Consider the following 15,255-nt stretch of genomic DNA (forward strand, 5'->3'; position numbering starts at 1 on the left):
GATTGCCCATTTCGCCATGCATAAATGAAAAACCCGGCCGCAGCCGGGTCGGTCAAAGTAAAGTTACCGGCGCACCGTTATGGCTGCGTATCCAACAAATACCGGACCACGGCCGCGAACTCCTGCGCGTAGCCGTCGATGCTGGTACTCGCCATACCGGCGTTATCGATCTTGTATTTGCCGGAAACATAAAACGACGGCGTCGCACGCACGTCCAGCGCCTTCACCGCCTCATTTTGCTTGGCGATCAGGCCTTTCACCAACAGGCTGTGGCGCGCATTTTCATAAGCGGCCGCATCCACGCCGGCGGCGCTGAACACCCGCTGGATATCCTCAACGCTGTTGATGGCGCGCTTCTTTTGCAGCTCGTCAAACAACGGCCCTTCAATTTTATCCTCAATCCCCAGCACCATCGCCACCGACCAGGCCTCGGTCAGTTCGTTACCCAGCTTGCCCATCAGGCCAACGTGATACTTGGTCAGTTTACTGCCGGCAGGCAGCGCCTGGCTGACGGTGCTGCCAACATGGTAGGTGTCGGCAAACTGGTAACAGGGGCCGCAGTAGAAGGAGAAGAATTCCACCACCGCAGGGGCGGAGGCCACCGGTTTATCCAGGCGGGTATATTGATCGCCTTCGCGATAATCTGCCGCAGTGGCGGCAGGAAGCAATAACATCAGTAGCACAGCGGTGATCAATCGATTCATTTTAGCCAACATAAATACTCCCGTTTCAGATTCGACTATTGTCCCTAACGACGGTGTTTATAATAAAATTATCGGTTCAAGGCCAGTTTTTATTACCTTCTGTATAGGGAGTTGACACACATCAAAATCAAAGCCTGAAAACCCGCGTTTCATTGGTATTCTCCACCTCAATCACTATCCTTGAAAAAGGAGAGTGGAATGCAAAGAATCCCGCGACTGGAGCCGGCGATATAGAGGTAAAAATGACACTGATTAATAAAAACGTGGGTGAATATGACTTCACTGCGGAAAAGAAAGGAGGGATGATCACCGGAACTATCAGCGGCGAGTTTCCGGACAGCGACGCCAACCTTCCTCTTCTGCCCTTCTCCGGCACCTTTTCAGCGCCTTCTGTCGCGGGAGCGATTGCGGACATTACGCGACAGTTCCCTGACATAGAACCCGCGATCGTCGATTTACTGCAAGAAGAGATGCTCAAGGCTGGGTTTTAGCCCGTATTATCTCAGTCAGCCGACACCCCCCGATTAGAATAATCTTACTTACGGAATCTTTTCGGTTTGCCTACTCTTTCCATATTGCTAACCTCCGCGTCGGAAGATAATACTAGCCACCTCGATTTAGTGACAAAGGTTATATTATGCGTCGTATTCTGATGTTCATCAGCGCAGTGACTATTAGCGCAATGCTGGCCGGCTGTTTATTCCCACCTCCTGGTGGCGGTGGTGGCGGCGGCGGGCGCGGTGGCCCAGGCGGGCCCGGTTATCACTTTAACGCACCGCGCTAAATAACAGCCCCTTTAATAAGGGGCTTAATAAAAATATATTTATCAGAACTCAGGATGTAATAATGAAAAAACTGATGCTTATCCTCACCGCCGTGATGGCGTTAAATAGCGTACAGGTCTTCGCGGCGCCGCCGGTAAATGAATCTAATGAAAAACCGATAATTCATCAGAATAATAAAAAACCGCATGACAATAAAATGCCGCCAAAGCCGCATCACAATAAAAAACCGCTCAGGAAAACGTACAAACCAGCGCCGGAAAAACGCGCGCCAGAGGTTCGCCCCGAGCGCAGCCATGGTGCCGGTTATTGAATCTGCAGTCACCCAAACAGCGGACAAAAAACACCGCAAGGTGATCAGGTGGGCGTAGCATGCAGCGCCCCGACGAAGGGAACAAAGCCTACCAGGGCTGGACAGGCGAAAAGGCTGCGTCAGCGGTGGCTGACGCAGCGCGGTAACCTTAGTTTTTGTGCAGTTGAATGCGCACTACGCTTTCCGGTTTGCCGGCCTTGGTGCTCGCACCGTCATTTTTCACCGTCACGAACAGCACATTATTGCGCATATCCAACGCCAGGCTGTTAGGGTGCGGTGGCAGCGCCACGGTTTGCAAGCGCTTGAGGGTGTTCGAATCAAACACCGTCAAGGTGCCCGCTCCCTGCTCGACGCGGATCCCATTACGGTTGGCAACGTACAGACGTTGGTTGCCGTCGTCCAACAGCAGGCCGATCGGCACTTCATCCGTCAGTTCGCTGGCCAGCACCTTTCCGCTGTCCGCATCCAGAGCAAATACCCGGTGCCCGCTGCTGCGCTTGGCATAGTCGTGCCCCAGATGAGTGTTGCGGTAGTCGTCACGATCGATCCCCTGATCCACCCCTAACAAACGGTTATTCTTGCCGTCATACACCAGGTTCAGCAATTGATCCGCCTGGATCTCTTTCGTCGAGGTGATTGCCAGCGTATCGGCATTCAGGGTGATCAACTGCCCCTGCATGTTGGAGACAAATACCCGTCGTCCTTTCTCGTCAAGCGTGATGCCCACCGCGTTATAGCCAAAACCGGGAATGATTTTTTCCAGCTTGTTATTGCGGGTGTCGACCACAAACAGCACGCTATCCACGCCAAACCCCAGCCCCGGCAGGAACAGGCGACCGGTCTGCGCGTCATATTTCACCTCGCGGATCCGGTACTGGTAATCCTCGGTGATCTTGAAGCGCTTAAGCTCCTTGAGCAGGAACTCCAGCCGTTTGCCGCTGATGCCCGCCTGTTTGTAAGTCTGCTCAAGCATCGTCTTTTCGGTCACCGGGATGCTGCTCAGCGCACGGTTGGTCTGAGTATCCACTACGCCGACCGAACCGTTGAAGCCCTGCGTCAGATACAACCGTTTACCGGCATCATCCAGCGCCACGCCAAACCCCTTAACCTGCAGAGGGATCTCCGCCTGCACCGCCAGCGTTGCCGGATCCAGGCGCAGCACGCGAGAACGCGCCTCTTCCTTCCAGTCCGGCGCGCTGACGAACAGCGACTGCTGGCTCGGGCTGTAGGCCATCTCCACCAGCGCAGACGACAACGCCTGACGCTGGATATCCTCTGGTTTGATCCCGGCATCGCGGGCCTGTGCCGCACCGGCCACCACCAACGAGGTTGCAATCAACAGCGACAGTAAGGCGCGGGGTGTTCCTATTGTTCCAGACATCCGTTTATCTCCTTGAAATAATAAAGCCCGTTAGGGTGAACAACGTCATTCCTGCGGCGCCGGCGACAGGGCCGACAGCGGGATGTCCCCGCCAGCGTGCTGCGCAAAATGTGAGAACACGTGCTGAATGGTGCCGGCGATCAACCCCGCTTGCTGAGCGGTGTAGTGATCGGTGCGGTAGGTCATCATCACGCGCAGGGATTTCACGCCGTCGAGGTTTTCCTCCATCACCTCAAACTGCAGGCCAAGTAGCGATTCGGTTTTTTCCGGCTCTACCTGGCGGTACGCCACCGTACTGCCGTCTTGCAGAGTGAATTCCCCGTTCAGCTTGATGCGGCTGTGGATCTGAATGAACACTTCGAACATGTGATTCTTGCGATCGGCGTGCGCGCCAAACAGCCCCTCTTCCACCAGATCGATCGGGATATCGGTGTAAGGCATCGAGCCGTTGATGGTGTTTTTGACCTGGTCGATCAGCCCCGCCAGCGTCAGCGAATCAGCGAAACGCACCCGGTGCACGACCACGGTGGTGAAGTAGCCGACGGTGTCGAAGAATTCGGCGTCGTTACGGCCGGAGGTCGAGGTGCCCACCAGCAGGTCCGCTGGGCCGCCAAGCAGGCGCAGGGCGGTGGTAATGCCGGCGTAGACCACGTTGAACAGCGAAGCGTTGTTCTTTCTGGCCTGCGCGTACAGCCCATCCGCCACCGCCGGATCGACGTCGAACTCCAGCCACCCGCCGTTGACGTCGGCCTCTGCCGGTACCGCAGGATGGTGTGAAGGCGCCTGCTGGAACAAAGGTTGGCCGACCGGTGCATCGCGCAGGTTATCGAGCCAGTAATCCAGGTGTTTTTGCCTGACGCCGCTCGCCTGCTGCTGCCGGGCGAAGGCATAAAATTGCGGCACCTCGGTTTTCCACGTCGGCGGCAGCCCCGCCACACGATAGCGGTAGGCTATGCCCAGCTCTTCCATCATCAGGTTCAGCGACCACTCGTCCAGCACCACATGGTGGAACAGCAGCGAGAGCAACTGCCGGCCCGTTGCCGCGTCGCGCAGGAAGGTGGCGCGCAGTGGCAGCTCGGTGGCCAGGTTAAAGCGGTGTTCACCGGCTTTGGCCAGCATTTCGCTCGCGTCACCGGCCGGGGTTTCATGGGAGAAACGGAACCAGGCATAGTCCGGCAGCTCAACGGCCGGCACCACCTGCTGACGCACCTCGCCTTGCTGCTCGATAAACAGCGAACGCAGTACGCTGTGGCGCACCATCACGTCAATAAACGCCTGGCGCAACGCCCCTTCATCCACAGGATCGAGGAAACTGATGGCGAACGGCAGGTTGAAGATTTCATCATGACCAAAAGCTTCGTAAACCTTCCACAAAGAGTGCTGCGCCAGTGACAGCGGCGCCTGTACCGCTTCGCCCTGATCCTGAGTGACCCGCTCCGCCACCGGGGCCGCAGCCGCCTGCCGTTTCGCGTAAACCGACAAGCCGCGAGCGGTGGCGTGGCTGAACAGATCGTTAATGTTAAGCTCGATGCGGTGCAGGCTAAGCAGCCGACCGATGACGCGGGTCGCCACCAGCGAATGCCCGCCGCGATCGAAGAAATCTTCATCGAGGGTCATCTCCGGCGCGGCCAGCGCGTCGCGGAACTCCGCCAGAATCAGCTGAGCGATCTCTTCATTTACCCTGTCGTCCACCACAGTGCCGCCGTTGTCCGGCGACATAGACCGTTCACTGGCAGGAAGCAGCGCCGCCGTTATCCTCTGCCCGGCAAGAGAAGCGACAAACTGCTCCAGCAGGAAAGGGGCGGCATGCGGGGTTAACCTTGGGTCCGCAACCAACTCCAGCAGCACCGAGTCGGGATCCGGCAGGCTGAGGGCCAGCACCAGTTCAAAGGGGGTATGCAGCGGCGGCAGCAGCAGGCGCTCGGCACTCACGCCATCGAGCTGCAAAGCCACCGACGGATCCGCCAGCCAGGTCACCAGCAGTTGGGCCAGGTCTGGGTTCGGCTCTTCCGCCGTTTGTTGCGCCAACAGCCTGTTCAATGGCTCAGGGTCATGGTGTTGTAAAGTCAGGCGCTTCAAGCGGGCGGTGTCCGTCCAGCTCTCCAGGCCGATAGCCTCTTGCGCATCCCCTTGTGGCACGCACAGTTGCAGCGGCTGCCCGCCGGCCTGAGCGGAGATAAAGCCGGCGAAGCGAACGGCAACCGCCGCCAACAGCTGCGCCGGGTTTTCGGCGGCGGGTAACATCCTGCGCGCAACGCGGGTCACGATGCGTACACCGGCCTGCGCCAGAATGCCATCTTGCCGCACGGCCGGACGATAATCCCGCAGCGCAGCCGCATGGCGCGGCCACGGCAGCGCCAGAGCGGTACTTTCCGGCAATCGCGCATTTACCCCCTGCGGCGGCAGGGCAGCATACATCGGTGCCGGCTCCTGCCCGTTGTACAGTGCCGACAACCGGGTCAATAAGTGCCGGCATGACAGCGTTTCGGCCAAAATATCGTGCGCAATCACGCCCAACACGGCGTTTGCGCCCGTGAACACCAAAAAGCGCAACGGCGCTTCCCGTGCCAGTTCGAGCGGTGTGGCCTGCGCCTGCAACAAACGGCTGACCACCTGTTCCTCGCTCGTCACCGGCTGAATCTCCACCGGGTTCAGCCGCGCATTGCCGCGCAGCTTGCGCAAACCTAGCTCATCATCGAAATCATAGCGGACGTCCAGCTCCGGCATCTGCCGCGTAAGGGCCTCCAGCGCGCTGGCCAACCTGCCGATATCCGGCTCACCGCCCAACCGCCACGCCATCGCCTGTTGGCTGCCGCCGTCTCCCCGCTGCTGGTGGGTGAACCACGCCAGCTCTTCCGCCTCGCTCAAAGGCTGCGAGGCATCCGCCGCCTGCTCGCCCAGCGTCTTGAACGCCAGATCCAGACGCTGGGCCTCGTCGTCGCTCAGAATATTGTCAAAATAACCGCTCACTGCTCTATCTCCTTGTGTCCGGTCGCACCGGAACGTCGGGGAACGCTTGTCACGAAAAGGGGCGTGCACGCCCACTGGCATCTGACAAAGCCCGTTATTAGGGAGAGCGTGCCGAAGGGGTCGTAGCAGCTTTAGCTGCCGGAGCGCCCCTCGGTGCGCTAGGCCCGGGTATCTCGGACTCGAAAACCACTCTGCCATCAATCTCAGGGGCGTTTGCACGCCCCGCAGACAATTGACAAAGTCCGTTATCAGAATGTCAGTTCCAGTGCGGCCCCGATCATGCGCGGACGCTGCTGGGTCGCGGTATAAACGTCGTTGCCGCTGACCATCACGCGACGTTCCGAGTCAAACAGGTTCTGCGCATACAGGGTGGCGCGGCCATAGGCGAAGGTGTACGCCAGTTGGGTATTCGCCGACCAGTAAGAGCCGATACGCCCGCGTGAATCGTTGTCGTACTGCGAGTAGTAGGAATCCGAGAACGCCACGTTGCCGCTCAGTTCCAGCCCGGCCATCAACTGGTACTTGGCGCCCATGTTGGCGGTATAGGCCGGCGCACGCGCCAGTTCGTGCCCATCTACGCCGCTGCCCGAGAACTTCTTGATCTTGGTCTTCAGCAGGCCGACGTTACCGAACAGCTCGAAGTCCCAACGCGGCTGCCAGGTCGCCCCCATTTCCGCACCGTAGGTTTCCACCTTGTCGGCATTGCGGATCACGCTGGAGTTCTCACTCAACGAATAAGGCAGCTGCATGTCCTTGTAGTCGTTATAGAAAACGTTGCTGGTCAGGATGACGTTGGCGTCTTTCAGGTGGTGGCGGGAATACAGCTCATAGTTCCAGACATATTCGGAGCCGTAGGTGTAGCTGACCACCGGCGTGCCGATAGTGATGCCGGCGCCGCCGGCGTTATAGCCGCGCGCCACTTTGGCGCCGTAGGTCTGCGTGTCCGTCGGTTTCCAGGCCAGATCCAGCTTCGGCAGGAACACATCGTAGGTTTCGTCGAAATCGATACGCACGGCATTGCTGCCACCGGTGCGCCGGCGATGTTCACGTTCCACGCGGCTGGCGGCGGTGATATCCACCTTCGGCGTGATCGCGTAGGTCAGTTCGGCAAAGGCCGAGTTGGTGTCGGTTTTATCCTTGAAGCTGGAACCGCCGAAAATATTAACGAACTCATCCTGCTTGGCGTGGAAATAGCGCAACCCCGCCAGCCCTCGCAGGCGGCTGTCAGGCCCGCCAAAGCGCGCCACCGGCTCCACATGCACCTCTTTACCGTCGATTTCTGCATACTGAATGTTGTAGGCCGTAGGACGGTTAATGTTGAAGTCGGTGTAAATAACGCGGTTTTCCAACGTCAGACTGTCGGATTGCTCCCAGGCCAGATCCCAGACACTGCTGTTGGTGTTGCTTTTAAACACGGCACGACGCGGATCGTGACGCGGGTTGGTCGGGTGAACCAGCGGGTTAAGGCTCTCGTTTTGCGGTGAAGTGCTGCCAAAATGGTTAAAGGTCAGCTTGGTGGTCAACTCGCGCATACCTGCCGGGTTAAACAACAGTTTGGCGCGAGCGGTAGTGGCTTCAACCTCACGAGGATCGCCTACCGGTTCATAGGCGGGAAGGTCGACATCGCTGCGGCGACGCTGGCGATCGACGCTGACTCGGAACGCCAGTTGGTCCTCCACCAGCGGGCCGGAAGCCATGGCGGACAGCTGTGAAGAATGCTGGTTGCCGGCTCCGCCCTTGAAGGCGCTTTCCCAGTCGAAAGTCGGATCCTTACTGGTCATCACGATGGCACCGGCAATGGCGTTGCGCCCCTGAATGTAGCTCTGCGGGCCGAGGAACACTTCAACGCGATCCAGATCCCACAGCGACTGCGGACCATATGCCTGCTCGTTATAGGTCAGAGAGCGGCCGTCCATTGACAGATTGAGGCGCGGGCGGGTGCCGCTGAGGAAAGCATTGGCGCCGACGTTCGGGCCGGAGCCGTCGATGCCGCGCACGGTCGGCAAATTGTTGCCAATGCCCAAATCGACCACGTTGGGGGTCATGCGCAGCAAATCGGTGACCTGCAACGCATTCGGCATGGAAGAAATCCGTTCGCTGTCGAACACTTGCACGCTGGAGCCGGTATCGAAAATGGTGCGTTTAATTTTTTCGCCGGTGACCAGCAGGCTCTCCGAGTCCTGCCAATTGCCCTGGCGTTTGCTGTCGGCGGCTTCCTGCACCTTATCGTCCGGCGCTGCTGCGTTAACGCTCCCCACAGACACAGAGCAAAGTCCCAAAAAGAGTGAGGAAAATGCCCCGATGGCCTGTAAGCCCGTTTTTTCCTTGTTTCCTACGATTTTATGCCTTTGAGCCGCTGAATGCTTGCTCATAGATGTATTCTCCTTTCATCCCAGATGCACAAAAATTTGATTGTTTTCACATAGGTAACGACGCTGACACTCACACTAACACTGGCATTGCGGCCTTCCTGACCTTGCTATTGCCTATCCCTGCAGCAGACGGCTTCCCCCCCAGACGCACAGCGGGCGGATGCAGTATTTTTGTCTGGAAACGTAAAGAAATGTTAATAATGATAATATTTTACATATTTTAATGCAAATCATTATCAATAAGGAGAATGGACAGGCTCACAAAGAAACAGCATAAAGACCAAAAAACCGGTTTCCTTCATCATTTAAAATCGCAATAATTTCTTTAAAAATTAATATAAAACATAATAATATCAAAAATAGCCATTTACCCTGGGGTGACAATACTCATCCTGCCCCTTATGACAACTTCGTTTTACAATAACAAATAAAAATAGTAATAATTTTCATTCCCATTAACATTGAAATATATTCTTCCCGTCTCTCAATACTGATGGAAACCCAATGAAAGCGTTGACCACGATGCAGGCCGCCTACTGGGTGGGCCGGCAATCCGAAGCGCCGCTGGGGGGCGTCTCCGCCCACCTGTATGCGGAATTTAACGGCTGCGACCTGGACGTCGAACGACTGAGACAGGCCGTGACTGCCCTTTATTTGCACCACCCGATGCTGCGCCTGCGCATCACGGCGGACGGTCAACAGACCATTGATGCCTGCGGTCCGCGCCATTGCCTGCATATCGACGATTTCCGCCACACCGACGCCCCCGAGGCAGCCAACGCGCTGAGCGCCAAACGCCGGCAAAAAAGCAGCCAAAAATTGCCGCTGGAACAGGGCATTCCCTGTGATATCAGCCTCAGTCTGTTGCCAAACGGCCACAGCCGGCTGCATGTGGATTTGGACATGATCGCCGGCGATGCCATGGGATTTCGCGTGTTGATGGAGGATCTGGCGCGGTTTTATCACCACTGCCCGGCCGCCCCCGACAACAACGGCGTGCCCTATTTTGACTATCTGGATCGGCACCATGCCGACACCGAGCTGCAGCAGCGACGAGCCCGCGCTCAGACCTGGTGGCGCGAACGCCTGGCGCAACTGCCGCCCGCGCCCCACCTGCTGCGCGCACCGGAACGCTGTCAGAGCGATCGGCTGGCGCTTCAACTGAACGCCACAGAGGCTCGGGCGCTGGCCGATGCCGCCAAAGCGCACCGCGTCACGCTTTCCTCCCTGTTTCTGGCACTGTTTGCCATTACCGTCGGCCACGGCTGGAACCTGCGACGTTTCCGGCTCAACGTACCCTTGTTCCACCGCGATGCAGAGGGCCTGGAGGGCATCATTGGCGACTTCTCGAATTTGGTGCTGCTCGGTGTAGAGCTCAATCCGGCGGAAAACTTGCCCGCCTTCTGCCGCCGCCTGATGGATCAGCTGGCGGAATTGCTCACTCATGCCGACTACCCGGGCGTGAGCGTGATGCGCGACCTGTCGCGCCTGCACGGCAGCATGCAACCTTCGCCGGTGGTGTTCACCGCCGGTTTCGGCATTCGCGGCAAAGCGCTATTTTCCGACCAGGTCACCCGCACCTTCGGCCCGCTGGACTGGGTGATTTCCCAGGGCCCGCAGGTGGCGCTGGACGCCCAGGTGGCGCACGCCAACGGCGGTATCTTGATCAACTGGGATCTGCGGATGGATGCCTTCCCGGACCGGTTGCCGCAGCAGCTGTTTGCCACCTACAGCACCCTGTTACAGCAGGCGGCACGCCACCCCGACAGTTTCAGGCGGCCATTGGCGCAGTTGCTGTCACAGTGCTTACCGGAAACTCAGGCCCCGGTACGCCAGTTGCTGCACCGTTTGTTGGCGCGCGTAGCGCCGGGCGTCATGCTGCGCGACGATGACGACATCACCGCCCTGCCGCTGCCGGAGGCCGCGTTGCTCGCCCTGCTCGGGGTACTCAATAAATACCTGCCGGTAGCCTTAACCCCGCAAGATCTGGCGGCGCACCCCACTCCGGCAACGCTGGCCGCTTTGATCTGCGAGCGTGACCCCAAGGCCGCCGAAGGCGCGAAAATGCTGCTGAACGTGCTGGCGCCTCAGGTCTGATATCGATTTTTGGCGCGTAGCCCCACGCGCCCTGCGTTCTTTTTCATCGGTTAGCGACAATAGGGAAATACCATGGAGACACCATTAACCGCGCTGCAACAGGCTTACCTCCTCGGCCGCAGCGAACAGTGGCCGCTCGGCGGCGTGGCGATGCACGATTTCCGCGAATACCGCGGCCAGCGGCTGGATCTGGCGCGGCTGGAAACCCGGCTGGCCGAACTGGTGCGGCACTATCCCGCGCTGCGTACCTGCCTCGACCCCCAGCGTTTCACCCAGCGCGTACGGCCGGAAACCACGCTGAATCTGGACAGGCACGATCTGCGCTCACTGGAGCACGATGCTGCGCAGCAACGGCTGGCCGCCCTGCGCGAGCAGTATTCGCACCAGCGCCACGATCCCGCGCAGCCGTTGTGGCGTATTGCCGCCATTCAGTTGCCGGAGACGCAGGACGCCACCGGGCGCTACGACACCCTGATTTTCACCAGCTTCGACGCGCTGATCCTCGATGGCCAGGGCATCGCCACCCTGATTGCCCGGCTGTTCGATGACGCTCCGTTGCCGCCAATCGCACCGGCTACCCCGCCGGCTGCCGCCCCGGCAGGACAACGCCAGGCCGACGCCGCCTATTGGCAGACCAAACTGCAGGACGTCACCACGCCTTCGGCGTTGCCGTGGCGCGCCCCGCTGGCCAACATCAAAAGCTCTCGCTACCGGCGCGCCAGCCTGACCCTGCCGCGCGACGTGCTAAAAGCCTTTTCACGCCTGGGCTCAGCCCATTCGCTGCTGCGCAACAGCGCCCTTTCGGCGGTGATCCTCGATACGCTGGCGCAGTGGACCACCGACGGCGAGCTGTGTGTGGGCGTGCCGGTGGCGTTTCCTGCTGCTGGGGGTTCGCTCGGCAACGCCTCTAGCTTTGTGGCCGTGCGTTATTCGCGCGAGGGCGGTACCTTTGTCAGCCGTGCGCAGGCACTGCAAGACGACATACTGGGCGCTCTCGACCACCTGACGTTTTCCGGCGTCGATCTGGCGCGGCAGCTGCTGAACCGCAGCCAGGGCGCCCCTGCGCTGCCGGTCATTCTCACCAACTGCCTGAGCTGGGAGACGCTGCCGGCCGGTGCACCGGTCCGCTACCACGACGGCCTGACCCAAACGCCGCAGGTCGCGATCGACATCCGTCTGACGCAGGACGCCGACAAAAATCTGCAACTGTGCGTCGATTACGCCGAACAGGCGCTGGACGGCGAACAGGTGCAGGCGATGCTGGACGCCCTGCAACGCCGCGTGGTGCAAATATGCCAGGACAGCGATCTGGAGATCGCCCCGGCGCGCTTTATCGATTACCGACACTATCGCCATAACCACGGCGAAGCGGCATTCACCGCTTATCCCTACCTGGCGCAGCTGGCCGAACGGCTGTTTAACGACCCACAGCCGCGACCGGCGCTGATCTGCGATGAGCAGACCCTGTCTTATCCTGAACTGGGGCGCCAGGTCGGAGCCGTTATGGCCAACCTGCAACGGCGCAATCTGGGGCGCGGCAGCGTGCTGGCGCTGTATCTGGCGCGCAGCCCGGAACACGTGACTATCTCCCTGGCCTGTGCGCTGCTGGGGGTTATCTGGGTGCCGATCGACATCAACTCGCCGCCTGAACGCACCGCCTATCTGCTGAGCAACTGCCGGCCGGATCTGGTGGTGCATCAGGGCGAGCTGGATACCCCGCACGGGGTGACGCCGACAGAATTGCTCGATCCGGCCGCGGGCGCGCCCGAACTGCCGGGCGACCAGACGCTGACGGAACGCAGCGCAAGCACCGAAGCAAGCTATTACCTGTACACCTCCGGCACCACCGGCAAACCCAAATGCGTGGTGCTCAACAACCGCGCCACCGCCAACGTGCTTGGGCAGACTCTGCAACGCTGGGCGGTCACCGCCGATGATGTGTTTATCTCCGTGACGCCGCCGCACCACGATATGTCGATGTTTGACCTGTTCGGCTCGCTCAGCGCCGGTGCGACGCTGGTTCTGCCCGCGCCGCATCAGGAAAAAGACGCCATCAGTTGGAACCAGTTGGTGGAGCGCCACCGCGTCAGCCTGTGGTGTTCCGTGCCTGCGATCCTGGAAATGCTGCTCACCTGCAAAACGGCCGACAGCCTGCGCTCACTGCGGCTGGTGGCTCAGGGCGGCGATTACATCAAACCGGCGACGGTGCAGACGTTGCGTAGCCTGCGCCCGGACATTTGCCTGTTCTCACTCGGCGGCCCGACAGAAACCACCATCTGGAGCATCTGGCACCCGATTGCAGCGCAGGACACCGGCACCGTGCCCTACGGCCAACCATTGCCGGGCAACCAATACTTTATTTGCCATGATGACGGCACGCACTGCCCGGCCGGCGTGGTGGGCCGCATTCATACGGCGGGGGTGAATCTGGCGTTAGGCTATCTGGAAGACGGCGAAGTGAAGCAACATGACTTCGTCCCGTTGAATGGCCCCGACGGGCAACCGCTGCGGGCCTTCCGCACCGGCGATCAGGGCTACTATCGCCCGGACGGCAACATCCTGTTCGCCAGCCGGGTGAACGGCTATGTGAAAATCCGCGGCGTGCGCGTGTCGCTGCCGGAGATCGAAGACGTGCTGCGCGGGCATGAGGCGATTCTGGACATTGTGGTGGTGGATTATCCGAGCGGGGAAAATGCCGAGTCGACGCTGGGCGCGATGTACCTCACCCACGACGGCAAGCCGCTGTCGCTGGCGGATATTCGCGCCTTCTCGACGGGCTATCTGCCTTGTACACATATCCCGACGCGCTTTATCCACGCCGAAGCGCTGCCGCTCTCCGGCAACGGAAAAACCGACCGTCACGCTATTCGCACCGCGCTCGGGGCCGGGCGGGTGGCTCCCGGGTTGAACGCCTGTGCAGCACCTTTGCCGAGCGCGCCGCCGGCGCAGAGCGGCAAAATTCTGACCATCTATCTGCAGGCCATCGGCGCGGCACCACGTCCTGAGTGGGGGGAGGAAACTGCCTTTATCAGCATGGGGCTGAAACTGCCGCACATCCGCCAGGTGGCCGCACGGCTCAATGACGCCTTTGGCACCCAACTGCCGCCAACGGTGCTGATCCCCTGCAAAAATGCACGGGAGGTCGCAGCGCTGCTGGCCCGCTAACCCTCAATGCCCTACGGGCAGGGTCATCCCCTGCCCGCTTTCATCAGGCGGGCACCGCCACCAGCTCACCGATCGCCATCTCCAACGCCCCTTCCCGTAACGCGCGCTGCAAAAAGTCCTGCAAGGCGCTTCGGTAGTTGGCCGCCCCGGCGGTAGGGAACTGCTGCACAAAGACATCGATATCCAAATGCAGATCGCCGGCGTCAGTGCCGCCACGGAAGATCAGGTTAATCCCGTCGCCGGCACCGCCTGCCAGCACCCGGCGCGTGCTGGTGCAACCGCTGAAACCGGCCGAGTCAAACGGCTGAACGTTGATAAACGGTGAAATAAACAGACGCGACGCGGGCGTCACGCCGCGATCGGCGGCAATCTGCCGCAGGCGATAACCGGCGTGGCTGCGCAGTTCACGCAGCGTCTGCGTCACGCCGGACAGGAAATGCCCCAGCGTCTCTTCCGCACGCAGTGAAACCAAAAACGGCAACGTATTGACCGCCAAAGCCGGCGTATTGGTCGCTTTGCTGCTGCGACGATTCATCGCCGGCATCCACAGGGTGCGCGTACCCCCTCTTTCATGCGGTAAGGGCGGCAACGTAAAAAACAGCCAGGCGGCGGACAGAGCCAGCAGCAGATCGGGCCAGCCGATGCCGCTGCGTTCGGATAACAGACGCAGCCGCCGTGAAATGTCCTCCGGCAGCGGAGTGCTGGTGCTGAGGCATTTCACGCCATATTCCCGGCCGCCTTTACGCACCGTTGGCAACACCTGCGACGGCGGTAAATAGCGCTGCCAGAACCGACGATCCTTGTCGCAGCGTTCGGAAGCCCCGTAGGCCAACTCATGTTGCTGGAAGGCGCGGAAGGCGCCCAATGCTTGCCCCGCCGAGCCCTTGCCGAGAAAATGCGCGTACAGCGTAGCGCAGCGATGCTCGACCAGCGCCATGCCGTAACCATCGATAATGATATGGTGAGCACGCAGGTACCAGATATAGCGCGTCGGCCCCAGAGTGAGCAGCCACACGGCCGTCATCGGTTGGCTGTGCAGATCCATCGGCTGCTCGGCATCGGCCTGCATCAGCCGCATTGCGGCCTGGTAAGGGTCGGGATGTTCCTGCAAATCAATACGCTTCAGGCGCGGAATCCGTTCGGGATCGTAGCGCTGCATCGGCAACCGATCGCCTCTGCGGGTGCCAAACCGCAGCGCAAACGCCTGCGTTTCTGCGACAGTGAGGGTTATCGCCCGACACAGCGCCGCCTCGTCCACCGCTCCGCGCAATTCGGTGACGTGAGCGACGGTGGAAAAGGGCTGCCCGGGGTGCAGGGTAAACTCCTCCCAGAAATCTAACTGCGCCGGCGACAGCGGCAGCCATTCAGTAGCCAAAAGGGTTTCCGACATGTTACCTACCTTTGATATGCGACATGGAGACCAGAAAAACGACGGCCGCAACGCGCTGAAAGTGTTTCAACATGGTTACAA

The 15,255-nt window shown here is 59.9% G+C and carries 10 protein-coding genes; 5 read left to right on the forward strand and 5 right to left on the reverse strand.

Going from position 1 to position 15,255, the window contains the following annotated elements:
* Window positions 1-77: 77 nt before the first annotated feature.
* Entirely contained in the window at window positions 78-716 is a 639-nt protein-coding gene (locus SPL01S_RS06020) for a DsbA family protein (protein WP_063198197.1), read from the reverse strand.
* Between the two features lie 230 nt (window positions 717-946).
* On the opposite strand from SPL01S_RS06020, the gene SPL01S_RS06025 reads away from it, so the two are divergent.
* From SPL01S_RS06025 to SPL01S_RS06030, 3 genes are all read left to right on the forward strand, one after another.
* Window positions 947-1,195, forward strand: a complete 249-nt coding sequence (locus SPL01S_RS06025) for a hypothetical protein (RefSeq protein WP_063198199.1) — start codon at window positions 947-949, stop codon at window positions 1,193-1,195.
* A 146-nt stretch (window positions 1,196-1,341) separates the two neighbouring features.
* The gene (locus tag SPL01S_RS25450) at window positions 1,342-1,488 is read left to right on the forward strand and encodes a hypothetical protein (protein ID WP_169800855.1); all 147 of its coding nucleotides are present in this window, start codon (window positions 1,342-1,344) and stop codon (window positions 1,486-1,488) included.
* Window positions 1,489-1,550: 62 nt separating this feature from the next.
* Entirely contained in the window at window positions 1,551-1,799 is a 249-nt protein-coding gene (locus SPL01S_RS06030) for a hypothetical protein (RefSeq protein WP_063198201.1), read from the forward strand.
* A gap of 148 nt (window positions 1,800-1,947) precedes the next feature.
* Here the strand turns inward: SPL01S_RS06030 and SPL01S_RS06035 are convergent, their stop codons facing one another.
* From SPL01S_RS06035 to SPL01S_RS06045, 3 genes are all read right to left on the reverse strand, one after another.
* Window positions 1,948-3,180, reverse strand: a complete 1,233-nt coding sequence (locus SPL01S_RS06035) for a YncE family protein (RefSeq protein ID WP_063198203.1) — start codon at window positions 3,178-3,180, stop codon at window positions 1,948-1,950.
* A 45-nt stretch (window positions 3,181-3,225) separates the two neighbouring features.
* Entirely contained in the window at window positions 3,226-6,150 is a 2,925-nt protein-coding gene (locus SPL01S_RS06040; protein ID WP_063198206.1) for a condensation domain-containing protein, read from the reverse strand.
* Between the two features lie 248 nt (window positions 6,151-6,398).
* Entirely contained in the window at window positions 6,399-8,522 is a 2,124-nt protein-coding gene (locus SPL01S_RS06045; protein WP_063198208.1) for a TonB-dependent receptor, read from the reverse strand.
* Between the two features lie 504 nt (window positions 8,523-9,026).
* Here SPL01S_RS06045 and SPL01S_RS06055 point away from each other — a divergent pair.
* Together SPL01S_RS06055 and SPL01S_RS06060 are read left to right on the forward strand one after the other, a co-directional pair.
* On the forward strand, window positions 9,027-10,619 hold the full coding sequence (locus SPL01S_RS06055; RefSeq protein WP_063198213.1) for a condensation domain-containing protein: 1,593 nt from the start codon (window positions 9,027-9,029) through the stop codon (window positions 10,617-10,619).
* A 72-nt stretch (window positions 10,620-10,691) separates the two neighbouring features.
* Window positions 10,692-13,784, forward strand: a complete 3,093-nt coding sequence (locus SPL01S_RS06060; protein WP_063198216.1) for an amino acid adenylation domain-containing protein — start codon at window positions 10,692-10,694, stop codon at window positions 13,782-13,784.
* A gap of 43 nt (window positions 13,785-13,827) precedes the next feature.
* Here SPL01S_RS06060 and SPL01S_RS06065 read toward each other — a convergent pair whose 3' ends face one another.
* Window positions 13,828-15,174, reverse strand: coding sequence for a condensation domain-containing protein (locus SPL01S_RS06065; RefSeq protein WP_063198218.1), 1,347 nt, complete (start codon window positions 15,172-15,174; stop codon window positions 13,828-13,830).
* Between the last annotated feature and the right edge of the window lie 81 nt (window positions 15,175-15,255).

Origin of the sequence: Serratia plymuthica NBRC 102599 (assembly GCF_001590925.1) — a bacterium.
In the GTDB taxonomy this organism is placed as follows: domain Bacteria; phylum Pseudomonadota; class Gammaproteobacteria; order Enterobacterales; family Enterobacteriaceae; genus Serratia; species Serratia plymuthica.